The sequence below is a fragment of the Mesobacillus sp. genome, assembly GCF_057785455.1.
Genome location: NZ_JBYNSB010000001.1, coordinates 73,492 through 97,332, shown reverse-complemented (window position 1 = coordinate 97,332; position 23,841 = coordinate 73,492). Strand labels below are relative to the sequence as shown.

Below are 23,841 nucleotides of genomic sequence, written 5' to 3'. Positions count from 1 at the left end.
TGGATACACTCAGCATTGGCAGCCGCGTTAGGCTGCTTTTCTTCTTATTGAAGTTTGAAAAGGGAAGCGAATGATTATGCTGGTAGTGAAGCTATGAATTATAAGGTGATAAAATGGCCAAAAAGAAAAGACGGCAATCCAGAAAAAAGAATAATACTCTAAAAACAACCGTTCAATATGAACTTGCCGGTTTAGCCCTGCTTGCGTTATCGATCATTGCCATGGCGGATCTTGGAGCGGTCGGGAAGGCAACCGTGATGTTTTTCCGCTTTTTCTCGGGAGAATGGTATATGCTCAACCTGATAGGGCTTGCGGTTTTCTCAATATATATAATGTGGAAACGCAAACTGCCATTTATCTTCCACACTAAGCTAATTGGTACATACTTGGTCTTCAGCGCTATATTACTATTAAGCCATGTAACTTTATTCGAGCTTTTATCAAATGGGGGCAAGTTCGAGAATCCCAGTGTCATAAAAAATACGTTTGAATTATTCGTAATGGAAGCAAAAGGAGAAACAAGCACGACCGACCTTGGCGGAGGAATGATTGGGGCCGTAATGTTCGCCCTTTTTTATTACTTGTTCGATGCGGCAGGATCCCAGTTGATCGCATTTGTGTTGATTATCATCGGTACGATATTGATTACAGGCAGGACATTTGGAGAAGCGGCCGGAAGGATCATTGTGCCAATCGGCAAGTTCGTGAGGGATCAGTGGCTTTCATTCATAGAAGATTTGAAGAACTGGAAAGAGGACCAGCAGCAAAAAAGGACTGCCCAGCGAGAAGCACGTCAGGCTGAAGCACAGAATCGCCAGGAGTCGGCTTCTCCTGAAGAGCAAGCTATCAGAAGTACATCATTAGCTGAGGAACCTGCTCCTGAACCGATAATCTCCAGCTTTGCAGAACGTGCTTATGCAAATCCTGCAGAACAGCACCAGCCTGCAAAACAGGAGAAACCAAAGAAAACAGAAGATGAACCAGCAGAAGAACTCCAGGAACCAATAACCTTCACGGAGGTTGAAAATACAGCATATGAGCTGCCGCCAATCAATCTGCTGAAGCTTCCTAACAAGACGGACCAAAGCGGGGAATATGAATTGATCCACGCCAATGCAGCCAAGCTTGAAAGGACCTTCCAGAGCTTTGGGGTAAAAGCAAGGGTTACCCAGGTCCATTTGGGGCCGGCAGTTACTAAGTACGAAGTCCATCCGGATGTTGGTGTAAAGGTCAGCCGGATTGTCAGCTTGAATGATGACCTGGCACTTGCACTTGCCGCAAAGGATATCAGGATTGAAGCTCCAATTCCGGGCAAATCGGCCATTGGCATTGAAGTTCCCAACAGCGAGGTGGCCATGGTATCCTTGCGGGAAGTAATAGAATCGAAGCAGCATAATAAGCCGGGGGCGAAACTCCAGATAGGTCTGGGCAGGGATATAACTGGCGAAGCTGTTTTGGCTGAATTGAATAAGATGCCGCACTTGCTCGTTGCCGGAGCCACAGGCAGCGGGAAAAGTGTATGTATCAATGGCATCATAACAAGTATCCTGATGAGAGCAAAGCCTCATGAAGTAAAATTAATGATGATCGACCCGAAAATGGTTGAGTTGAATGTTTATAATGGTGTTCCTCATCTGCTAGCTCCGGTGGTTACCGATGCGAAGAAGGCTTCGCAGGCACTCAAAAAAGTCGTCAATGAAATGGAAAGGCGTTATGAGCTCTTTTCCCATACAGGGACAAGGAATATAGAAGGGTACAACGAATACATCAAGAAATATAATAATGAAGAAGAAGCGAATCAGCCTTTGCTTCCATTTATTGTGGTAATAGTTGACGAGCTTGCTGACCTGATGATGGTTGCTTCTTCTGATGTGGAAGATTCCATCACTCGACTTGCCCAAATGGCCAGGGCTGCAGGAATCCACCTGATCATAGCAACACAGCGTCCATCGGTTGATGTTATCACTGGTGTCATCAAGGCAAATATACCTTCAAGAATCGCGTTTGCTGTTTCTTCAATGACAGATTCACGTACTATTTTGGATATGGGAGGAGCTGAGAAGCTCCTTGGACGGGGAGATATGCTATTCCTGCCAGTAGGTGCATCAAAACCGGTAAGGGTTCAGGGGGCTTTCCTGTCTGATGAAGAAGTTGAAGACGTGGTCAATTATGTAATTGGCCAGCAGAAGGCGCAATACCAGGAGGAAATGATCCCTGAGGATATCCCGGAAAATACATCAGAAGTAGAAGATGAATTATATGGTGATGCTGTTGATTTAGTGGTAGAAATGCAAACTGCTTCAGTCTCCATGCTGCAAAGACGCTTCCGGATAGGATATTCACGTGCTGCAAGGCTGATCGATGAAATGGAACTTAGAGGGGTTGTCGGTCCTTATGAGGGCAGCAAGCCCAGGAATGTATTAGTGGCCAAGTCTGAGGAAGCATAGAAAAAACGAATAGAAAAGTGACTAAAGCCGGATAAAAACATCCGGCTTTTTCGTTGTGCATAGTCCGAAGGGATCAGACGCGCTCTAATAATGTCATACTATTAAAAACGCTTTCAATCTATAATTATACCAAAAATATAGGATTTTTGTACCGGAAAATATGACAAATCTGGTTAAGCTAGCTTTTTTCGACAAAATGTTGAAACGCTATTTATTTATCTTAAAAAAAGTGTTATAGTATTTTCGATTAGTAGGAATGCTATACATCAGATGTCTGATGTCTTTGAGAAAAAAGGTTGGAGGAAGCCTCATGTCGATCAAGTCAGATAACCGGCACCTGTATTTACAAGTAATTGATCACCTGAAGCAAGATATTCAAAAGGGAGTTTATAAAGAAAAAGAAAAACTGCCTTCTGAATTCGATCTTGCCAAGCAGCTTGGAGTCAGCAGGGCAACACTTCGTGAAGCGTTGCGTATTCTTGAAGAAGAAAACGTGATCATCCGCAGGCATGGAGTAGGGACCTTTGTTAACGCCAAACCGCTGTTTTCGTCGGGGATCGAACAGCTTAACAGTGTCACGGCGATGATTGAGCAGGCGGGGATGAAGCCTGGAACAATCTTTTTAAACTCAACGACTACTGGACCAACTGAAGAGGATATCCGCCGTTTTTCATGTTCAATGGATGACGAAATCACTCTGATTGAAAGGGTTAGGACTGCGAATGGGGAACCTGTTGTCTACTGCTTGGACAAAATACCCGAAAAAATCCTTCCTGGAGATTTTTCTCATGAAGATGAATCTTTGCTCCATCTCCTAGAGATAAGATCGAACCGTAAAGTTACATACGCGGTTGCCCAGATAGAGCCCATTGGCTATCATGAAAAGATTTCTCCCATTCTGGAATGTGATCCGGAAACTGCACTGCTTGTTTTAAAGCAGATGCATTTCGACGAAAACGACGTGCCAATCCTTTATTCGGTGAACTACTTTAAAGCCGACAAGTTCAGTTTTCATGTCCTTAGGAAAAGAGTTTAATTTTTTTAGGGGAATGAAAACGCTAACTGCTAGGCTTTTCAGAACATTCCTGCTATATCGACAAACATTCTCTGGGGGGTACAAACCTTGAAAAAGCGTAAATTTGGTTTGGTAATGTCATTGCTTTTGGCAGCAGGCACAATGTTAGCTGGCTGTGGCGGCGATGATAAAGGCAGCGACAATGGCAAAAAGTCAGATTTAAAAGTTGGTATGGTTACTGATGCTGGTACAATTGATGACAAATCATTCAACCAGGGGACATGGGAAGGTATCCTAAAGGCTGAAGATGAATTCGGTGTCAGCACAAAGTATCTTAAGCCTGCCGGAACTACTGAAGCTGAATACTTAAAAGAAATGGGTAACTTATACGACGCTGGATATAAGTTTATCGTTACACCTGGATTTAAGTTTGAAACTGCTGTTTTCCAAGCCCAGGATAAATATAAAGATGCTAAGTTCGTCATCCTTGACGGAAATCCACATAATGGAGACTACAACCCAGTTGTGAAAGAAAACACAGTTGCTGTATTCTTCGCAGAGCACGAATCAGGCTTCCTTGCTGGTGTAGCAGCTGCTCTTGAGTTAAAAGAAGGCGAAGCTGGTTTCATTGGCGGTATGGAAATCCCTGCTGTACAAAAGTTCAACTGGGGCTTCCAGCAGGGTCTTAAGTACGCAAACGAAAACCTAGGAACAAACGTAGTAATCAAACAAGAAAACGTTATTTACCAAGGTTCATTTGATAACGCTGCTGCAGGCGGACAAATTGCTGCTCAATACTATGACCGCGGCGTTGATGTAATCTTCACAGCTGCAGGCGGTGTTGGAGTAGGAGCTATTAAAGAAGCTAAGGACCGCGCTAAAGCTGGTGAAAAAGTTTGGATCGTTGGTGTAGACGTTGACCAGTACGAAGATGGTAAGTACGAAGGCGACAAGTCAGTCATCCTGACTTCTGCAATGAAGAAGCTTGACCAGGTTTCTTATGACATGGTACAGGCTGAACTAGATGGCAAATTCCCTGGCGGAAAGACTCTGACTTTTGATGCTAAGAACGATGGTATCGGTCTTCCTGAGAAGAACCCTAACCTAAGTGATGAAACAGTGAGCAAGGTTAAGGAAGTATACGAAAAGATCAAGTCTGACGAAGTTAAAGTCTCTGCTGAACAAGGAGATCTATTTAAGTAAAATAGAGCAAAAGAGACGGTCGTTTCCGTCTCTTTTGTCTATCAAAGTCTAAACGGTAAATATTTGAAATTAAGGGCAGGGAAACTATCAATCTCTCAAGTCTTTGAATGTTTTTACCTTAAGTTCTGTTCCAGTATAGGGGACTCCCTATTTTAAAAAGGTATAGAGTCTAATACAAAGGTGAGTGCTACTATGAGTTATGTTGTAGAAATGTTGAATATCCGGAAAGAGTTCCCGGGTATCGTAGCCAACGATAATATCACCCTAACGTTAAAAAAAGGGGAGATTCATGCACTATTAGGGGAAAATGGTGCAGGTAAATCAACTTTGATGGGTGTTTTATTTGGGATGTATCAGCCTGAGCAAGGTGTAGTCAAAGTTAATGGAAAAGAAGTGCGCATCACCAATCCTAATGTAGCTAACCGCTTGGGAATTGGAATGGTGCACCAGCACTTTAAACTGGTTGAAAATTTTACCGTTACAGAAAATATCATACTGGGCAGCGAGCCGCTCAAAGGCATGGTACTTGATATCGATAAGGCAGCAAAAAAGATTGAAGAATTGTCAAAGCATTACGGATTGAATGTAGATCCTCACGCCAAGATTGAAGATATTTCAGTAGGTATGCAGCAAAGGGTAGAAATTTTAAAGATGCTTTACCGAGAAGCAGACGTCTTGATATTGGATGAACCAACAGCAGTTCTTACACCATCGGAAATCGATGAATTAATGAAGATTATGCGCAACCTTATTAAAGAAGGAAAGTCTATCATTATTATCACTCATAAACTGAAAGAAATTAAAGCAGTAGCTGATCGCTGTACAGTTATCCGCCGCGGTAAAGGCATCGGCACTGTCAATGTGGCTGAAGCAAGTGAGGCAAGCCTTGCAGAAATGATGGTAGGCCGTCATGTTTCATTCAAAGTGGATAAGAAAGAAAGTACTCCTGGAGAGGTAGTACTTAAAATAGATTCTCTATCTGTGAAAAACAATAGAAAAGTTATGGGTCTTAAGGATTTTTCACTTGAAGTTCGAACTGGTGAAATCGTAGGGATCGCAGGTGTCGAAGGCAATGGCCAAACTGAGCTTATTGAAGCAATTACTGGACTAAGGAAAGCAGAATCAGGCTCCATTCAGATTGATGGCAAGGAGATCAGCAGTCTTCCGATTCGCGAGAGACTTGAAAAAGGAATCAGCCATATTCCTGAAGACAGGCACAAACGCGGTCTGGTCCTGGATTATTCTTTACAGGAAAATATGGTTCTGCAAATCTATAACAAAAAGCCTTTTTCAAAGAATGGCATCTTGAATAAAAACGCTATGAAAACGTATGCTCAAAATATACTGACAAACTTTGATGTGCGTTCCGGTGAAGGTGCAGTTTCTATTGCCAGAACACTATCAGGCGGCAACCAGCAAAAAGCGATCATTGGAAGGGAGCTTGAACTGGATCCAAAACTTCTGATTGCGGTACAGCCTACCCGCGGATTGGACGTAGGTTCAATCGAGTACATCCACAAGAGAATCGTAGAACACCGTGATAAGGGGAACGCAGTATTGCTCGTTTCTTTGGAGCTGGATGAAGTATTGCAGCTATCTGACCGAATTGCCATTGTAAACAATGGAGAACTGGTCGGCACAGTTATCGCTTCTGAAACGAATGAAAATGAAGTTGGTCTAATGATGGCAGGCGTGGCTAAGGAGAGAAGCATATGAGACATACCATCGTATCTGTAATTTCGATTATATTAGGATTGGTGGCCGGGGGGATTTTGATGCTGTTCATCGGAAGCAACCCGATTGAAGGCTATTCCTATCTGCTTCAAGGTGCTTTGAAAAACCTTGAGCGAATCGGGAATACGTTAGCAACAGCAACTCCGCTTGTATTTACCGGCCTGTCCGTCGCTTTTGCATTCCGTACTGGTTTGTTCAACATCGGTGCTTCCGGACAAATGTTAGTTGGCGGTTTATTAGCGTCAGCTGTTGGTTTAACATATGATTTTTCAAGGCCAGTTCTTCTTCTAGTCATGATCCTGGTTGGAATGCTTGGCGGTGCGCTTTGGGCATTCGTTCCTGGATTGTTGAAGGCAAAATTCAATGTTCATGAGGTTGTATCGACAATCATGATGAACTGGATTGCCTATTGGACAATCTATTATGTTATTCCTGGGTATTTCAAGGGAGAATTCCTTGAAACTGAATCCAAGAAACTTGCAGAATCTGCTACCTTGCGTACACCTTGGCTGACAGATATGTTCCAGGGTTCATACATCAACCTTGGCTTATTCCTGGCTGTCATTGCAGTAATCGTGATTGCTTTCATAATTGATAAAACTACATTAGGTTATGAGTTGAAGGCTGTAGGATTTAACAGATTTGCTGCAGAATATGCTGGCATGAAGGTTAATCGCAATATCATTTTATCCATGCTGATTTCAGGTGCTCTTGCCGGATTGGGTGGAGTGGCCCTTTACACAGGCAATGCTTCCAGTATCCAGATCGGAATCCTGCCATCTCAGGGCTATGACGGCATTGCAGTAGCCTTGCTTGGAGCGAATAATCCAATTGGGGTATTCTTTGCAGCTGTATTATTTGGAATCCTGTATTCTGGTACAGGCTTTATGAATGCGATGACGGAAATTCCGCCAGAATTGGCAAATACGATCATTGCGATCATCATTTACTTCGCCGCTACAAGTGTGCTGATTGAGCGTATGCTGAACAAATTCAGGAAGAGAAGCTCAAATCGAAAAGACAAAAGTGGTCCTGTAGTCGAGAAGGGAGATTCCTAAGATGTGGCATATTATAGAACAAATATTTCCTTACGCGATTGTCTTTACAATTCCTCTTCTTATTACAGCCCTGGGCGGTCTTTTTAGTGAGCGAAGCGGAATTGTCAATATTGCCCTGGAAGGATTAATGATCATCGGTGCTTTCTCTGGCGCGCTTACAATCCATTATCTAAGCGGAGTAATTGAAAACAATACTCTTGTTCTTTGGCTGGGATTATTGGCTGCCGTAGTAGCAGGTATCCTATTCTCAATATTGCATGCATTCGCGAGCATTAACTTGAACGCGGATCAGATCATCAGTGGTACGGCAATCAATTTGATTGCGACTGCCTTGACGATTTTCCTTGCGAGAAATATGACAGGAAGCGGGAATATCCGCATCACAAGCGGTTTTACACCATCGAATGTCCCTTTCCTATCTGATATTCCGATTATCGGCGATCTTTTCTTTACAAAAACTTATCCAACCACTTGGTTTGTGCTGGCAATACTTTTTATAAGTTCGTTCATTCTTTACAAAACAAGGTTCGGACTGCGCTTGAGATCCTGTGGTGAATTCCCGCAGGCAGCAGAGGCAGCTGGTATTAATGTTAGAAGAGTCCGCTATAGTGGAGTGCTTATTTCTGGTGCTTTTGCTGGACTTGGCGGAGCTTTGATCATTGTAACTTACGCTGGTGAGTTCACAGGAACTGTATCTGGACTAGGATTCCTTGCATTAGCTTCCTTGATTTTTGGTCAGTGGAAACCACTTGGTGTACTGGCAGCGACTTTCTTCTTTGGTTTTGCAAGTACTATCGCAAACGTATCCCAAGTCATTCCAGAATTGGCTGTCATTCCGCCAATCCTGCTAAAGATCTTCCCTTATGTCGTTACACTGATCGCATTAGTTATCTTCTCTAAATCTTCACAGGCGCCAAAAGCCGTCGGTGAAACCTTTGACAGTGGAAAGCGATAAGATATTACGAAGAGGTGCCTTTAAAATAGGTGCCTCTTTTATTTTTTCCGGTTCAATATAAAAACTTGTTTACATCATCATTTCCTCAAAATCAGCAGGAATTTGCACATTATGTTTAGAATCTATTAAACTGATATGATAAAATAAAGGAAAATGTTGGTTAAAATAAGGTTGTAAGAGGTCTATAAGATGAAGCTATCATTATATTTGGATGACCGTGAAACAGAGAAAATCTTTTCGTATTTGCGCTGGATTTTCCTTTTTGTTGGCGTGCTATTGTTCTATTTTCCGCCTCTCGCTGACAGATTGGATTTCTCAAAAGACTCCTTCCCGGTCCTGTTGGCTGTAGGATTGGTATATATGGCATCTGCACAGATTGCCTTAATCAAGCTTAGTCCTGATAATGAGTATTTTTCATTGCTTACAAAAGCAGGAATTATTTTTGATTATATCGCACTCATTTGGCTGCTTGTTTTAACCAAAGGTTCAATGTCGCCATTATTCCCAATTTCCTACCTGCTTGTTATGCATGCTACGATTTATTGGAGAACAAAGGGGGCAATCTTGTCCTCGGCATCACTTACCGTTGGATATACTGCGATTTATCTTGTTCAAGGCGATTTTGAATTTTACACTTCTTTTGTATTTATCCTTAACCTTGCTTTCATCTGGATCGTCGGTGTTTTTGGATCGCTTATTGTCATTAGGGAAAGAAAACATCTAAAACAAAAGGAAATTTTTCATGAACTGATGTTCACTGATTACCTGACAGGGTTATACAACCATAGGCATTTTCAGGAACAGCTGAGGATGCTCACAGTAAGTCAGGAAGATTTTTTGCTGATAATGGGTGATATCGACCATTTCAAGCAGGTGAATGACCAATTTGGACACTTGACTGGTGATGAAATATTGAAGAAAATAGGAACGATTTTTCAGGAGCTGGCCGATCGGCATGATGCCCAGGCGTTCCGTTATGGTGGAGAAGAGTTTGCATTTTTGCTTCCTTTAACTGATGAAAAGGGCCAAATAGCTTTTTTTGAGGATCTGTATTCAGTCCTGTCAGCTGAGGAGTTTACCGAGGAATGTAAGTCCATTACGATGAGCTTTGGAATTGCATCTTCTAAAACAGAAGCGTCGCCTGATAAGCTATTGGGCCATGCGGATCAGCTATTATACGATGCAAAGGCAGCTGGCAAGAATCAGGCGAAATTTCAAACAGGCTATTCATATCGGTATAGCAATGCGAAATCTGAAATTGCAGCAGCTAGCCAATGAAAACAAAAGCACGACATTTTAGGGATAAGTTTCCTTTCAGCAGACAAACACTCGCAATATTAAAATCAATTCAAGGAAAACGCCTGGAGCATCCATGCGTTTTTTGTTTCCTTTAGAGAACCTTTTACCACAAGCTGAGTTGAAAGCTGAATTGTGATAATTTAATCCTGTTGATTTTAGTGGAAGGCGCGAAGACTCCTTCGGGAGAAGGCTCACCGCACGCCTCGAGGAAAGCGAAGCGCCTGGAACGGAAATCAACAGCCTTGGTTCAACCAGTTTTACAAAATGTTCTTCCTATGATCCGAATTGCCTGATTCGATGATGCTTTCCCATTTTAGATAAATCGTTTCGCAATTGCTTGAATTAGACAAATCAGGAAAGGTATAGTTAGAGTGTATTTATAGGAATATTAAATATAGGCATTTCAACGTATACATAAATAAGCGATGTTTTACAGGTTTTCAAACAGTGAACAAGGGAATATTGAAAGGTTCATATCGCGTTTCCAATAAAGGAGGATTTAAATGGCTGTCATTTCAGAAACAATCAAGGATATGAAGGGCTACAAGCTGCACATCGTTAAAACCGCAAAGTTTAAGACAAACACGATCGTCTGGAAAATGAAAACACCTCTGACAACCGAAAACGTAACAAAACGGGCATTGCTGCCATATGTCTTGCAGAGCAGTTCCAAGTCATATGAAACAACTTCAAAGCTCCGCTCCTATTTAGATGAGCTTTATGGTGCAAATCTATATGTTGATGTGTCAAAGAAAGGTGAATACCAGGTCATTAGTTTCTCACTCGAAATCGCTAATGAGAAATTCCTGAGCGACCAAGAGCCTTTGCTGAAAAAGGGTATGGAATTGATTGCTGAAATTCTCGTGAACCCGCTTGCAGCTAATGATGCTTTTGATAAAGATACAGTGGAGAAGGAAAAGCGGACTCTTAAGCAGAGGATTCAGGCGGTTTATGATGACAAAATGCGCTATTCCAATTTTAGGCTTGTACAGGAAATGTGTAAAGGCGAGCCATATGCTTTGCATGTGAACGGCGAGATCGACGATATCCCGCAAATTAATGAGCAAAATTTGTATGAGTATTACAAGCAGGCTTTTGCAGAGGATGAATTGGATTTATACATCATCGGCGATGTAAACGAAGATGAAGTACAAACAATTGCAGATCAGCTGCTCCAATTCCAGGATCGGAACCCTAAAAAGGTGGAAACGGCCCAGAGTGGCAGCATTGAAGAGAAAACAATAAAGGATAAGGAAGATGTTAAACAAGGCAAGCTGAACATCGGCTACCGGACCAATGTTCTTTATGGTGATAAGGATTACTATGCATTGCAGGTATTCAACGGGATTTTCGGTGGGTTCTCTCATTCAAAGCTGTTCCTGAATGTTCGCGAAAAGGCGAGCCTTGCCTATTATGTAGCGAGCAGGCTTGAAAGCCATAAAGGCTTGATGATGGTTATGTCCGGAATTGAATTTAATAATTTCGATCTTGCCATTAAAATTATCCGTGAGCAGATGCAGGCAATGCAGGCTGGGGATTTCACTGACCAGGAGATTGACCAGACAAAAGCCGTCATTGAAAACCAGCTTCTTGAAACATTGGATACAGCAAGGGGAATGGTCGAAGTGCTTTACCATAATGTTGTATCAGACAACAAAGTAAGCCTGGATGAGTGGCTCGACGGCATGAGCAAAACAACCAAAGAGGAAATTGTGGAAGTGGCCAATAAAGTGAAGATGGACACCATTTACTTCCTAACTGGATTGGAGGCGGACAAATAATGGAAAAGATTATGTTTGATCAGCTTCAGGAGGAGCTTTACTACGAAAAGCTGGCTAATGGTTTGGATGTGTACATTCTTCCGAAGAAAGGCTTCAATAAAACATATGCAACCTTTACGACGAAATATGGCTCCATCGATAATCATTTCCTTCCGCCTGATAAAAGCGAGTATGTAAAGGTCCCGGATGGGATCGCTCACTTCCTTGAGCATAAATTATTCGAAAAAGAAGATGGTGATGTATTCCAGCAATTCAGCAAGCAGGGGGCATCAGCTAATGCGTTCACTTCCTTCACAAGGACTGCATACCTGTTTTCAAGTACCTCTAATGTGGAAAAGAATTTGGAGACGCTGATTGATTTCGTGCAGGAACCTTATTTCACCGAAAAGACGGTTGAAAAAGAGAAGGGAATCATTGGACAGGAAATCACAATGTACGATGATAATCCTGACTGGAGGCTTTACTTTGGACTTATCCAGAATATGTATAAAAACCATCCGGTAAGCATTGATATTGCAGGGACAATCGAATCGATTTCACATATAACAAAGGATATGCTTTATGAGTGCTATGAAACATTTTATCATCCAAGCAACATGCTGCTATTCGTGGTCGGCCCGGTCAGTCCGGAGGGCATCATGGGCCAGATCAAGGATAATCAGTCTAAAAAGGAGTACAAGAACAAACCTGAAATCCAGCGCAGATTCGATGAAGAGCCTGCAGGTGTAGCAGAAAAGAAAAAGGTTTTGAAGATGAATGTCCAGACCTCAAAATGCCTTGTTGGCCTGAAAGCGGCTAATCCAACTCAATCAGGAAAAGAAATGCTTAAAAACGAGCTTGCAACAAATGTGCTCCTAGATATCCTGTTTGGCAAAAGCTCAGAAAATTACACAGAATTATATGGAAGCGGCCTGATTGACGATACCTTCTCATATGACTATTCACAGGAATATGGCTTTGGTTTTGCTATGGTAGGCGGAGATACAAACGAACCGGATGTTCTTGCTGAAAAGCTGGAGGATATGCTGATGCAGGCAAAGACAGGATCTGGTTTCACTGCAGAAGCACTTGAAAGGACAAAAAAGAAAAAAATCGGTTCATTTCTCCGGGCTGTGAATTCACCTGAGTACATTGCAAATCAGTTTACCCGCTACGCTTTCAATGACATGGATTTGTTTGATGTAGTTCCGGTCCTTGAAAGCCTTACTCTAGAGGATATCAGGAGCTCGGCAGATCGGCTGATTTCTGAAGAAAGACTGACAGTGTGCCAGGTAGTGCCTAAAGGAGCGTAAAGAAATTTTTGAACTGTTTGGTGCGCCGGAATTTCCGGCGCATTTTCCATGAAAGGGACTGGATAGGAATGGAAATAAAAAGATTCGCATTGATTACGGGAGCCAGCGGCGGACTCGGACAGGCTATTTCATTAAAGCTTGCTGCGGAGGGTTACTCATTATATTTGCACTACAACCGGAATGAAGCAGGGATCAGGTCACTTCTTGAAAAATTGGCCCACTTTGAAGGTGAGTTCATTCCTGTAAAGGCAGATTTATCGTCAAAAGAAGGATATAAGCAGCTGGCCAACAATATTTTTTCACTGGACGCTATTATTCATAATGCTGGCAACTCTCTATATGGACTGCTCGCAGACATAGATGAAACAGCGGCAGAAGAGCTGGTGCAAATTCATGTAACGTCACCGCTGCTGCTGACAAAAAGACTCCTTCCAAAGTTGCTCTCAAAAAAAAGCGGGGGCATAGTGGTTATTTCCTCAATATGGGGTCAAGAAGGTGCAGCATGTGAAGTTGCTTATTCAATGGTAAAAGGAGCTCAAATATCCTTTACCAAGGCATTGGCAAAGGAACTTGCTCCTTCCGGTATCAGAGTGAATGCCGTAGCTCCCGGGGCAATCGCAACCCCGATGATGAAGGGATTTACGGAAGAAGAGATTTCCGTGATTTCTGATGAGATTCCGGCTGGGAGGCTGGGAAGGCCGGAGGAGGTAGCTGATTCAGTAGAATTTCTTTTATCTGAAAAATCAGCTTATATAACCGGACAAGTGCTGGCTGTCAACGGCGGCTGGCATGTATAAAGAAGTTGTGACAATTTTTTAAAATGAAAAGCCCGATGAATAATTATCGACCGGTGTATGCAAAATAACCTTGTACTATTTTAGACAAGGAGGTTGTCAATATGTCCGTTCTGGATAATTGGAATCAATGGAAGGATTTCTTGGGAGACCGTCTTAACCAGGCTCAAGCCCAGGGAATGAACAAAGACGTCATGGGTGACCTTGCTTATCAAATCGGTGACTATCTTGCGAAGAATGTTGATCCAAAGAACGAGCAGGAAAGAGTGCTATCAGATCTTTGGTCGGTAGCTAGTCCTGACGAGCAGCATGCAATCGCTACGATGATGGTAAAGCTGGTACAAAATAACGGCACTAAGCAATAAAATGCTTGGATGGAAGAGGGGACAAATGGATCCTCTCTTTTTTTTGGCTTCTTAATACTGGACATTTGGCGTTTAGAAATCAAATCCTGCCATTCCAAATGCCAATCTTTAATGTCGGAGGATTCTGGCTTGTTTTTCCTTTCATATTAAACAAAAATCATATATTATAGAAGCTAGATATTTTATGTCTAATTGTGTCGCACAAAAAAGAGCTGAATGGCAAAGGAGGACAAAGATGGAGAAAAAAGAATGGTACTTGGAATATGAAATTGTGATCAATCGTCCAGGACTGCTTGGTGACATTTCTTCTTTGCTTGGGATGCTGTCGATAAACATTGTCACGATCAATGGGGTCGATGAAGGAAGACGGGGCCTATTGATGCTCGCGAAAGATGACGATCAAATTGAGCGATTAGAGTCAATTTTGAATACAATGGATACAATAAGGGTAATCAAGATCAGAGAGCCCAAGCTGCGCGACCGTATGGCAGTCCGTCACGGCCGCTATATCCAGCGTGATGCTGATGATAAAAAAACATTCAGGTTTGTAAGGGATGAGCTTGGACTCCTTGTTGATTTTATGGCAGAATTGTTTAAGCAGGAAGGGCATAAACTGATTGGCATACGGGGAATGCCTCGTGTAGGCAAAACGGAATCAGTGGTAGCATCAAGTGTCTGTGCCAATAAAAGATGGCTTTTCGTTTCATCGACTTTACTAAAGCAGACAATACGCAATCAATTGATTGAAGACGAGTATAACGCAGATAATCTGTTTATCATTGATGGCATTGTTTCTACCAGAAGAGCCAATGAGAGGCACTGGTCACTTGTCAGGGAAATCATGCGCCTTCCCGCAGTGAAGGTTGTAGAACATCCTGATATTTTTGTCCAAAATACAGAATATACCCTTGAAGATTTTGATTATATAATTGAACTCCGAAATGATCCAAATGAAGAAATCGTTTATGATATGGTCCAGAAAAACCACATGTTCACAGACTCTGACTTTGGAGGATTTGATTTTTAACAGTATTGGAAGGTGTTATCGTGACTGAGTTAGGAAATTTATTAAAAGAAGCACGTGAAGCAAAGGGCCTCAGCCTGGATGAACTGCAGTCCATTACAAAAATACAAAAGCGATACCTCCTCGGCATTGAGGAAGGAAATTATTCTGCAATGCCCGGCAAGTTTTACGTACGCGCTTTTATTAAACAGTATGCTGAAGCAGTTGGCCTTGATCCTGACCAGCTTTTCGAGCAGTATAAAAATGATATACCTACTACATACAATGAAGAACTCCCTGAACAATTATCGCGGGTCCAGTCAAGGAAAAGCCTGTCTCCTGATACATCCAGAGTCTTTGATATACTTCCGAAAATCCTGATTGGTATCTTCATCGTTGGAGCAATAGCATTAATCTGGTATTTGATTGTCCAGAACGCTGGTGATGACTCAAAAGAACCTGCTGCTACGGATAAAGGCAAAACCACTGTTGAAGAACCAAAGGAAATTGCCGATGATTCAAACAGTGATGAAGATGCCGAAGAAGAGCCGGCAGAAGAGGAAGCTCCTGTTGAAGAAACACCTGCTCAGGAGCTGTCAATGGTTTCGAATAGCGGAAGTAATACCACTTATGAAGTGAAAAATACAGAGAAGTTTGTATTGAAGATAGTATCACTGGGTCAAACATGGGTGGGTGTTTCAACAGGATCTGGAAAATCAGTATTCCAGGCAACACTTGTTAAAGGGAAAAACGAAAGCCAGACTACTGACATGTCAAATGAAAGCCAGGCAGTAATCAATATTGGCTACGCACCTGATACAGAAATCTATGTCAATGACCAGAAGCTGGAATATGCTGTTGACCCGAAGAAAGATATGACCCAAAAAATCACGATTAACTTTGTTAAGTGATGACACACATGGGCTGTATTAAAGTTACCATAAGCCTAATATATCAGGGACTGCTCCGCTAACTGGAGCAGCTTTTGAACAGCAGCCACATGAAAGTTTATGAAACGCCCGTATGGACTTATGTTTATACGGGCTAAAATTATAATAGTCATCTTTTTAAGATGCTGGTGGGATTTTTACATAATTATTGTTTAAAGAAATCCAAAGCTTGGATTTCGATATTTAACATCCTGGAGGAAAAAGAATATGAACTTGCCTAATAAGATTACGGTTTCAAGGATCCTGTTGATTCCGTTATTTCTCATCGTGATGATTGTACCCTTCTCATGGGGAGAAGTTGCCCTGTTGGGTACAACAATGCCGGTCACACATCTGGTGGGAGCATTGATCTATATTTTTGCATCAGTGACTGACTGGGTTGATGGATACTTAGCCCGAAAACATAATCTTGTCACAAACCTTGGCAAATTCCTGGATCCGCTTGCTGACAAACTGCTGGTATCTTCTGCGCTGATTGTGCTGGTAGAGCTGGGATATGCCCCAGCCTGGATTGTCATCATCATCATCAGCAGGGAATTTGCCGTCACTGGACTTCGCCTGCTGCTTGCCGGTGGCGGGGAAGTTGTTGCGGCCAAGATGCCCGGGAAAATTAAAATGTGGGCCCAAACCGTAGCGATTTCAGCGCTGCTGCTGCATAACATCATTTTTGAAGCATTCTCGATTCCGTTTGCAGATTTGGCTCTTTGGGTAGCCATGTTCTTTACGATCTGGTCTGGCTGGGACTACTTCGCTAAAAACAAAAACATATTCAGTAATTCAAAATAAAGGCAGTAAATTGGGGGAGTATACATGAATGCTGAAATCATTGCGGTAGGCTCGGAACTGCTTCTTGGCCAAATCGTCAATACTAATGCTAGATTCCTTTCAAGGCAGCTTGCTGAACTTGGTATCAATGTGTTTTACCATACTGTCGTTGGTGATAATCCTGACAGGCTCAAGCAGGCAGTTAAGATTGCACAGGACCGTGCGGAATTTATCATCTTTACAGGCGGGCTAGGGCCAACTAAGGATGACCTGACAAAGGATAGTATTGCGGCACTGCTAGGGAAAAAGCTTGTCCTCGACGAAGAAGCCATGCAATCAATTGAGGACTATTTCAAAAAAACGAATAGAGTGATGACTGAAAACAATCGGAGGCAGGCTATGGTCATTGAGGGGTCATACATCCTGAAAAATGACAATGGGATGGCTCCGGGAATGTTTTTATCGGTTGAAAACCGTAAATACATGCTGCTTCCTGGGCCTCCTTCGGAAATGGAGCCCATGTTCCTCAAGTATGGTCAGGAAGCGATAGCAGGCATGTTTGGCCGCCAGTCAAAAATTGAATCAAGGGTACTTCGCTTCTTTGGGATTGGAGAAGCAGCTCTGGAAGCTAAAATTGAAGACTTAATCGATGCGCAAAGCAATCCGACCATAGCTCCCCTGGCAAGTGACAGTGAGGTGACCCTGCGGCTTACTGCAAGGGATGAATCCGCCAGCACGGCCGAGGCGCTGATCGACAAAGTTGAAGCTGAAATAAAGGCCAGGGTTGGGCAATATTTATATGGGTACGGAGAGACTTCCCTCATAGCAGAGCTCTACAACGCGCTAAAGGAAAATAATCTTACCGTATCAGCTGCTGAAAGCTTAACAGGCGGAATGTTTCAGCAGGAGCTCACTTCAGTTCCGGGGGCTAGCAGCGTCTTTAAGGGAGGCTTTGTCTCCTATTCTAACGAAGCTAAAATCCAGCTGCTGAATGTCAGGACCGAAACGATTTCTAAGTATGGGGCTGTCAGCAGCGAGTGCGCTGAGGAGCTTGCTATAAACGCTGCTGCACTGACAAATTCGGATGTGGGTATAAGCTTTACGGGTGTAGCAGGACCAGATGAACTGGAAGGGCACCCGGCTGGAACAGTCTATATCGGAATACATATCAATGGTGAGCAAGTACACACCGAAAAGCTTCAGCTTGGCGGGTCAAGGGCAGCAGTCAGAACCCGGGCGGTAAAGCATGGCTGTTTTTTATTGCTTAATAGATTAAAAGGAACACGGAAGCCCTAAGCTCCGTGTTTTTTTCTTAAGGCTGTGTTAAAGCTGAATGTTGATTTTTAACCCTATTGATTGTAGTGGAAGGCGCGAAGACTCCTTCGGGATGAAGCGGGCAGGTGAGACCCCGCAGGAGCAAAGCGACGAGGAGGCTCACCGCACGCCCCAAGAAAAATTTGCTCTTGAAAAAGCCGGCAATTGGGCTTTTTCACAATTTTTCAGAGGAAAGCGAAGCGCCTGGAACGAAAATCAACAGCCTCGTTTAACAGAGCCTTTCTTAAAAAATAAATAGACAGATTTCTTCGGGGAAATAAGTTTTGGCTGGTGTGCTCCGGTGGAAAAACAGTAAAAATCATATCCAAAATTGAATTTTGTCAAATAGTTCAGCTTGAAAAAAAACGAATAAATGTTCGATTTTTTGATGGACAAACCGCCAGGAAAAAGGTATAGTAATAGTAGGTTTTAAATAAGAGTTTTGCGGGCAGGCAGTACGCCAGTCCGTTCTATATAAAAGGAGGAAAATTGAGTGAGTGATCGTCAAGCTGCGTTAGATATGGCGTTAAAACAAATTGAAAAACAATTTGGTAAAGGCTCAGTTATGAAATTGGGAGAAAAGACAGACACGAAGATTTCTACTTCTCCAAGTGGTTCCCTGGCATTGGATGTCGCTTTAGGAATAGGCGGATATCCCCGCGGACGTGTTATTGAAATTTACGGTCCTGAAAGTTCAGGTAAAACAACAGTGGCGCTTCATGCAATCGCTGAAGTACAGGCTAATGGCGGACAGGCTGCATTCATTGACGCTGAACATGCTCTCGATCCTGTATACGCACAGAAGCTGGGCGTAAATATCGATGAACTTCTTCTTTCTCAGCCGGATACAGGAGAACAGGCTCTGGAAATTGCTGAAGCCCTTGTTCGAAGCGGCGCAATCGATATCATCGTTATTGACTCAGTTGCTGCTCTTGTACCAAAAGCTGAAATCGAAGGCGAGATGGGTGATTCCCATGTTGGTCTGCAGGCCCGCCTTATGTCCCAGGCATTGCGAAAGCTATCAGGTGCCATCAATAAATCTAAGACAATCGCAATTTTTATCAACCAGATTCGTGAAAAAGTTGGTGTTATGTTCGGTAACCCTGAAACTACACCAGGCGGACGCGCTCTGAAGTTCTATTCAAGTGTGCGTCTTGAAGTGCGCCGTGCAGAGACTTTGAAGCAGGGCAATGACATGGTCGGTAATAAAACAAAGATTAAGGTTGTTAAGAACAAGGTGGCTCCGCCGTTCCGGACAGCTGAAGTTGACATCATGTACGGTGAGGGGATTTCCAAAGAGGGCGAAATCATCGACATGGGTTCAGACCTTGATATCGTCGATAAAAGCGGTTCGTGGTACTCCTATAATGGTGAACGTCTTGGACAGGGAAGGGAAAATGCAAAAGTCTTCCTGAAGGAAAACCCATCCATCCGTCTTGAAGTTCAGAAAAAGATTCGTGACCATTATGGTCTCGATGGAGAGTTCACCGTCACAGAAACAGACGAAGACCAGGAAGAATTTGAACTTGATTAATAGATTTAGCTATAAATATGCAAATAAGGTCTCCTGAATCCAGGGGACCTTATTTGCAATAATTCCCTAAAAAATTGAATTGATAGAATAATTTTAAAAAGGAATCCATCCCTTACAGGACAAACCCTTGACAATAAAATTTGGCAGCTTTACAATTAAACATGTATATTTTACATTTTCATGGTATTAAAAACGTTTAAAAGCATTAGAGCTGTATGTTGATGCTTGAAACAATGTACATGCCGACACTTTAAAAAACGTAACACAAGTTCATAGCAAGAGGAGGTGAAAATGATGGATCCTATTATTTTGATCATCTCCATTTTGCTTGGCCTATTCGTCGGTGCAGTTGTTGGCTATTTTTATCGTAAATCCGTTGCGGAAGCAAAAATTGCAGGTGCCAGAAACGCTGCTGAGCAGATCATTGAAGATGCGAAGCGCGAAGCAGAGGCTATGAAGAAAGAAGCCCTGCTAGAGGCTAAGGATGAGAATCACAAGCTGCGCACTGAAGCAGAACGTGAAATTCGTGAACGAAGAAATGAACTGCAAAAACAAGAAAATCGTTTATTGCAAAAAGAGGAGAATCTTGATCGTAAAGATGAATCGTTGAACAAACGTGAAAATCTTTTAGAGAAGAAAGATGATGCTCTTTCCAAAAGACAACAGCATATTGAAGAGATGGAAAGCAAAGTGGACGAGATGGTACGAAATCAGCAGGCTGAACTTGAACGCATCTCGGGCTTAACGCGTGATGAGGCTAAATCCATCATTTTGGAACGAACTGAGCAAGAGCTTGCTCACGACATTGCATTAATGATTAAGGAAAACGAAAACAGGGCGAAAGAGGAATCCGATAAGAAAGCAAAAGAAGTTCTCTCTCTTGCCATCCAAAGATGCGCAGCTGACCATGTCGCTGAAACGACAGTATCAGTTGTCAACCTTCCTAACGATGAAATGAAGGGACGCATCATCGGCCGTGAGGGACGGAATATCCGTACCCTGGAAACGTTGACTGGGATTGATCTCATCATTGATGACACTCCGGAAGCAGTTATCCTTTCCGGTTTTGACCCAATCAGACGTGAAACAGCCCGTTTGGCTTTAGACAAGCTAGTTCAGGACGGACGTATTCATCCGGCTCGAATTGAGGAAATGGTTGAAAAGGCACGCCGTGAAGTAGATGAACACATTCGTGAGGTAGGCGAACAAACGACCTTTGAAGTGGGCGTTCACGGGCTGCACCCTGACCTTATCAAAATTCTTGGCCGCTTGAAGTATCGTACAAGTTACGGACAGAATGTACTAAAACATTCAATGGAAGTAGCTCAATTGTCCGGATTGCTTGCTGCTGAGTTAGGTGAAGATGAAACATTGGCTCGCCGTGCAGGACTCCTGCATGATATTGGAAAAGCAATCGACCATGAAGTAGAAGGAAGCCACGTTGAAATTGGTGTGGAACTTGCAACTAAGTACAAGGAACATCCTGTTGTCATCAACAGTATTGCTTCCCACCATGGAGATACTGAGCCGACTTCGATCATTGCAGTACTTGTTGCAGCTGCCGACGCATTATCAGCTGCAAGGCCAGGTGCCCGCAGCGAAGCGCTTGAAAACTATATCCGCCGCCTTGAAAGGCTTGAAGAGATTTCTGAATCCTATGAAGGAGTCGAAAAATCATTCGCAATCCAGGCGGGAAGAGAAATCCGGATTATGGTTAAACCCGATCAAATCGATGACTTGCAGGCTCATCGCCTTGCACGTGATATCCGTAAGAAAATCGAGGAAGAGCTTGATTATCCAGGACATATCAAAGTTACAGTCATCAGAGAGACAAGGGCAGTTGAATACGCAAAATAAAGCGGTGCTTTTTGCACCGCTTTTTTTATTGTACTGGCTCTAAAATAACCATTAGGCTCTAATGCCAATCTGAGTATTTATAGGGATTCAAAGCCCGCCACTTTTTTTATCCCAAAAAAAGTGTGGTACAATGATGTATAACAAAAATCCAGCACAGGAAAGGGAATTTTGATGAGGATTTTATTTGTGGGAGATGTAGTAGGTTCTCCAGGCAGGGATATGGTAAAGGAATATCTGCCAAAATTAAAAGATAAGTTTCGTCCGACAGTGACAATCATAAATGGGGAAAACTCAGCCAGTGGCAAAGGGATAACCGAAAAAATATACAGGCAGTTCCTTGAACAGGGGGCACAGGCGGTAACGCTCGGCAACCATGCTTGGGATAACAGGGATATATTCGAATTCATAGATGAAGCCAAGTACCTGGTAAGGCCAGCGAATTACCCGGAAGCAGTTCCTGGGAAAGGCATCGTTTATTTAAGGATTAATCAGGAAGAGCTCGCTGTGATTAATTTGCAGGGCAGGACGTTTTTAGCTCCAATTGATTGTCCTTTCAAAAAAGCCGATCAATTGATTGAGGAAGCAAGGAAGAGGACTCCGCTGATCTTTGTGGATTTCCATGCTGAGGCAACGAGTGAGAAGCAGGCAATGGGCTGGTATCTTGATGGCAGGGTATCTGCCGTGGTAGGCACTCATACACATGTTCAGACGGCGGACCAGCGGATTTTGCCTAATGGCACAGCCTATGTATCTGATGTTGGAATGACCGGGCCATATGACGGCATTTTAGGGGTTGAAAGGGAAGCTGTGCTTAAAAGGTTCCTTACAAGCCTGCCGACTAGATTCGAAGTCGCAAAAGACGGCCGCACTCAGCTTTCCGCAGTGCTGGTTGATCTCGACAAAAATACTGGGTCTGCAAAGAAAATCCAGACAGTGCTCATCAATGAGGATCATCCGTTTTACGACTGATAAAATTTTGTGGTGAAAAAAACTCCAGATTACATATGTAGGGTTTAATGTTTTTTTAAGCGCAGGTCATATATAGGCTCTCTCCTGAATATAGTAGCAGTGGAACAAACTAACCTGGATGTCCACCTATGGCTTCCAGGATCGGGACAATATAAGGAGGAGCCAGGAATGGAAATATTAAAAGTTTCAGCAAAATCTAATCCTAATTCTGTAGCTGGTGCGCTTGCTGGAGTTCTGCGAGAAAGAGGCGGCGCGGAAATCCAGGCAATTGGAGCGGGTGCATTGAATCAGGCCGTTAAGGCAGTAGCGATCGCAAGAGGGTTCGTAGCACCCAGCGGCGTCGATCTCATTTGCATCCCGGCATTTACTGATATCCTGATTGATGGCGAAGAGCGTACTGCAATCAAGTTGATTGTAGAGCCCAGGTGAATCTGGCAGCAGTATGCATAAGATAAATATATCTTAATAGGATTAAAGGGGTTTTAATTTTGCCTGTTTGCTGACGCAAGCAGGTTTCTTTTATTTAAGCGGTTTTGGAAAAAAGGAGGAAATCTTGTGGCAATTATCGATACGCATTGCGATGTATTATATAAGTTATTCATGAAGCCAGAACTCAATTTTCGAAACTCAGGGGAACTGCAGGTGAACCTTGAACGTCTGAATAATTCCGGAACAAAGGTACAGTTCTTTGCAATTTATGTGCCAGAGACAGTGCATCCTGACTTGAAGTTTCAGGCTGCCCTGCGCATGGCGGATCTGTTTTATGAAAAAGTGCTTTCACCGAATCCGCAAATGAAGCTTGTCAACAGCAGGCAGGATATTGCCAGGCTGGAGGACCATCAAATTGGAGCTGTGCTGGCTTTAGAAGGCTGTGACGCGATTGGCCAGGACTTATTAAAGCTAAGGACACTTCTCAGGCTGGGGGTCCGTTCTGTGGGGTTGACGTGGAACTATGGAAACTATGCAGCAGATGGAGCGCTTGAAGAGCGCGGAGCAGGGCTTTCGAGGTTTGGCAGACAGGTTGTCTCCCTGCTGAACGATTCAGAAACGATGTGTGATGTTTCGCATTTATCAGAAAGGGCTTTCTGGGATGTCATTGAAACTAGCAGCAGGGCATTTGCCTCCCATTCCAACTGCCATTCCCTTTGCTCTCACCCAAGGAACCTGAGGGATGACCAAATCAAGGCGTTGATTGATAAGAACTCAGTAATCGGTATTACGTTTGTTCCTGAGTTTCTATCAGGGAGAAAGGATGCACAGATTGACGATGTGCTTCGTCATCTTGAACATATTTGTGAACTGGGCGGCGAGGACCATGCAGGCTTTGGTTCTGATTTCGATGGGATTGACTTTACTGTCAGCGGCCTTTCTGCGAATGAACAATACCTGAATTTGATTGATAAGTTGCAAAAATATTATTCTGAAATACAAGTACAGAAATTTTTATACCGGAACATGTCGGAAAGACTTCCGTACTGAGATGGACTGAAACCAATAGCAGCAAGG

Annotated in this window: 20 protein-coding genes; all 20 read left to right on the top strand. The window is 43.1% G+C overall.

What is annotated here, in order from left to right:
* The first annotated feature begins 113 nt into the window (after positions 1–113).
* The 20 genes from AC3EBE_RS00470 (at position 114) to AC3EBE_RS00375 (ending at position 23,814) form a co-directional block, all read left to right on the top strand.
* Entirely contained in the window at positions 114–2,447 is a 2,334-nt protein-coding gene (locus tag AC3EBE_RS00470) for a DNA translocase FtsK (protein ID WP_488593070.1), read from the top strand.
* Between the two features lie 310 nt (positions 2,448–2,757).
* Positions 2,758–3,483, top strand: coding sequence for a GntR family transcriptional regulator (locus AC3EBE_RS00465; RefSeq protein WP_488593069.1), 726 nt, complete (start codon positions 2,758–2,760; stop codon positions 3,481–3,483).
* An 87-nt stretch (positions 3,484–3,570) separates the two neighbouring features.
* Entirely contained in the window at positions 3,571–4,665 is a 1,095-nt protein-coding gene (locus AC3EBE_RS00460) for a BMP family lipoprotein (RefSeq protein WP_488593068.1), read from the top strand.
* A 192-nt stretch (positions 4,666–4,857) separates the two neighbouring features.
* Entirely contained in the window at positions 4,858–6,381 is a 1,524-nt protein-coding gene (locus AC3EBE_RS00455; RefSeq protein ID WP_488593067.1) for an ABC transporter ATP-binding protein, read from the top strand.
* On the top strand, positions 6,378–7,457 hold the full coding sequence (locus AC3EBE_RS00450; RefSeq protein ID WP_488593066.1) for an ABC transporter permease: 1,080 nt from the start codon (positions 6,378–6,380) through the stop codon (positions 7,455–7,457). The genes AC3EBE_RS00455 and AC3EBE_RS00450 overlap by 4 nt, the downstream gene beginning before the upstream one ends.
* Before the next feature lies 1 nt (position 7,458).
* Positions 7,459–8,412 carry an ABC transporter permease gene (locus AC3EBE_RS00445; RefSeq protein WP_488593065.1) on the top strand — a complete coding sequence of 318 codons (954 nt, stop codon included), beginning with the start codon at positions 7,459–7,461 and terminating at the stop codon, positions 8,410–8,412.
* A gap of 189 nt (positions 8,413–8,601) precedes the next feature.
* Positions 8,602–9,690, top strand: coding sequence for a GGDEF domain-containing protein (locus AC3EBE_RS00440; protein WP_488593064.1), 1,089 nt, complete (start codon positions 8,602–8,604; stop codon positions 9,688–9,690).
* A 524-nt stretch (positions 9,691–10,214) separates the two neighbouring features.
* Positions 10,215–11,492 (top strand): EF-P 5-aminopentanol modification-associated protein YfmF, encoded by a 1,278-nt coding sequence (gene yfmF, locus AC3EBE_RS00435; protein ID WP_488593063.1) that lies wholly within the window; start codon positions 10,215–10,217, stop codon positions 11,490–11,492.
* Entirely contained in the window at positions 11,492–12,784 is a 1,293-nt protein-coding gene (gene yfmH / locus AC3EBE_RS00430; protein ID WP_488593062.1) for an EF-P 5-aminopentanol modification-associated protein YfmH, read from the top strand. The genes yfmF and yfmH overlap by 1 nt, the downstream gene beginning before the upstream one ends.
* A 74-nt stretch (positions 12,785–12,858) precedes the next feature.
* On the top strand, positions 12,859–13,581 hold the full coding sequence (gene ymfI / locus AC3EBE_RS00425; protein ID WP_488593171.1) for an elongation factor P 5-aminopentanone reductase: 723 nt from the start codon (positions 12,859–12,861) through the stop codon (positions 13,579–13,581).
* 101 nt (positions 13,582–13,682) lie between these two features.
* Positions 13,683–13,943: a DUF3243 family protein gene (locus AC3EBE_RS00420; protein WP_488593061.1), complete on the top strand. Its 261-nt coding sequence runs from the start codon at positions 13,683–13,685 to the stop codon at positions 13,941–13,943.
* A 235-nt stretch (positions 13,944–14,178) separates the two neighbouring features.
* Complete coding sequence (locus tag AC3EBE_RS00415; protein ID WP_488593060.1) at positions 14,179–14,970, top strand: DUF3388 domain-containing protein; 792 nt, start codon at positions 14,179–14,181, stop codon at positions 14,968–14,970.
* Positions 14,971–14,990: 20 nt separating this feature from the next.
* Positions 14,991–15,857 (top strand): RodZ domain-containing protein, encoded by an 867-nt coding sequence (locus AC3EBE_RS00410; RefSeq protein ID WP_488593059.1) that lies wholly within the window; start codon positions 14,991–14,993, stop codon positions 15,855–15,857.
* Positions 15,858–16,103: 246 nt separating this feature from the next.
* The gene (pgsA, locus tag AC3EBE_RS00405; RefSeq protein WP_488593058.1) at positions 16,104–16,682 is read left to right on the top strand and encodes a CDP-diacylglycerol--glycerol-3-phosphate 3-phosphatidyltransferase; all 579 of its coding nucleotides are present in this window, start codon (positions 16,104–16,106) and stop codon (positions 16,680–16,682) included.
* A 24-nt stretch (positions 16,683–16,706) separates the two neighbouring features.
* On the top strand, positions 16,707–17,957 hold the full coding sequence (locus AC3EBE_RS00400) for a competence/damage-inducible protein A (protein ID WP_488593057.1): 1,251 nt from the start codon (positions 16,707–16,709) through the stop codon (positions 17,955–17,957).
* A gap of 511 nt (positions 17,958–18,468) precedes the next feature.
* Complete coding sequence (recA, locus tag AC3EBE_RS00395; protein WP_488593056.1) at positions 18,469–19,509, top strand: recombinase RecA; 1,041 nt, start codon at positions 18,469–18,471, stop codon at positions 19,507–19,509.
* 294 nt (positions 19,510–19,803) lie between these two features.
* On the top strand, positions 19,804–21,366 hold the full coding sequence (gene rny, locus AC3EBE_RS00390) for a ribonuclease Y (RefSeq protein ID WP_488593170.1): 1,563 nt from the start codon (positions 19,804–19,806) through the stop codon (positions 21,364–21,366).
* Positions 21,367–21,537: 171 nt separating this feature from the next.
* Positions 21,538–22,335 carry a TIGR00282 family metallophosphoesterase gene (locus AC3EBE_RS00385; protein ID WP_488593055.1) on the top strand — a complete coding sequence of 266 codons (798 nt, stop codon included), beginning with the start codon at positions 21,538–21,540 and terminating at the stop codon, positions 22,333–22,335.
* Positions 22,336–22,503: 168 nt separating this feature from the next.
* The gene (gene spoVS, locus AC3EBE_RS00380; protein WP_010193268.1) at positions 22,504–22,764 is read left to right on the top strand and encodes a stage V sporulation protein SpoVS; all 261 of its coding nucleotides are present in this window, start codon (positions 22,504–22,506) and stop codon (positions 22,762–22,764) included.
* Between the two features lie 126 nt (positions 22,765–22,890).
* Positions 22,891–23,814 (top strand): dipeptidase, encoded by a 924-nt coding sequence (locus AC3EBE_RS00375; RefSeq protein WP_488593054.1) that lies wholly within the window; start codon positions 22,891–22,893, stop codon positions 23,812–23,814.
* The last annotated feature ends 27 nt before the right edge of the window (positions 23,815–23,841 follow it).

Excerpts from the sequence above, each read along its gene's own strand:
- AC3EBE_RS00470 (WP_488593070.1), top strand. The coding sequence starts at position 114 with ATGGCCAAAAAGAAAAGACGGCAATCCAGAAAAAAGAATAATACTCTA.
- AC3EBE_RS00465 (WP_488593069.1), top strand. The coding sequence starts at position 2,758 with ATGTCGATCAAGTCAGATAACCGGCACCTGTATTTACAAGTAATTGAT.
- AC3EBE_RS00455 (WP_488593067.1), top strand. The coding sequence starts at position 4,858 with ATGAGTTATGTTGTAGAAATGTTGAATATCCGGAAAGAGTTCCCGGGT.
- AC3EBE_RS00450 (WP_488593066.1), top strand. The coding sequence starts at position 6,378 with ATGAGACATACCATCGTATCTGTAATTTCGATTATATTAGGATTGGTG.
- AC3EBE_RS00445 (WP_488593065.1), top strand. The coding sequence starts at position 7,459 with ATGTGGCATATTATAGAACAAATATTTCCTTACGCGATTGTCTTTACA.
- AC3EBE_RS00440 (WP_488593064.1), top strand. The coding sequence starts at position 8,602 with ATGAAGCTATCATTATATTTGGATGACCGTGAAACAGAGAAAATCTTT.
- yfmF (WP_488593063.1), top strand. The coding sequence starts at position 10,215 with ATGGCTGTCATTTCAGAAACAATCAAGGATATGAAGGGCTACAAGCTG.
- yfmH (WP_488593062.1), top strand. The coding sequence starts at position 11,492 with ATGGAAAAGATTATGTTTGATCAGCTTCAGGAGGAGCTTTACTACGAA.
- AC3EBE_RS00420 (WP_488593061.1), top strand. The coding sequence starts at position 13,683 with ATGTCCGTTCTGGATAATTGGAATCAATGGAAGGATTTCTTGGGAGAC.
- AC3EBE_RS00415 (WP_488593060.1), top strand. The coding sequence starts at position 14,179 with ATGGAGAAAAAAGAATGGTACTTGGAATATGAAATTGTGATCAATCGT.
- pgsA (WP_488593058.1), top strand. The coding sequence starts at position 16,104 with ATGAACTTGCCTAATAAGATTACGGTTTCAAGGATCCTGTTGATTCCG.
- AC3EBE_RS00400 (WP_488593057.1), top strand. The coding sequence starts at position 16,707 with ATGAATGCTGAAATCATTGCGGTAGGCTCGGAACTGCTTCTTGGCCAA.
- rny (WP_488593170.1), top strand. The coding sequence starts at position 19,804 with ATGGATCCTATTATTTTGATCATCTCCATTTTGCTTGGCCTATTCGTC.
- AC3EBE_RS00385 (WP_488593055.1), top strand. The coding sequence starts at position 21,538 with ATGAGGATTTTATTTGTGGGAGATGTAGTAGGTTCTCCAGGCAGGGAT.
- spoVS (WP_010193268.1), top strand. The coding sequence starts at position 22,504 with ATGGAAATATTAAAAGTTTCAGCAAAATCTAATCCTAATTCTGTAGCT.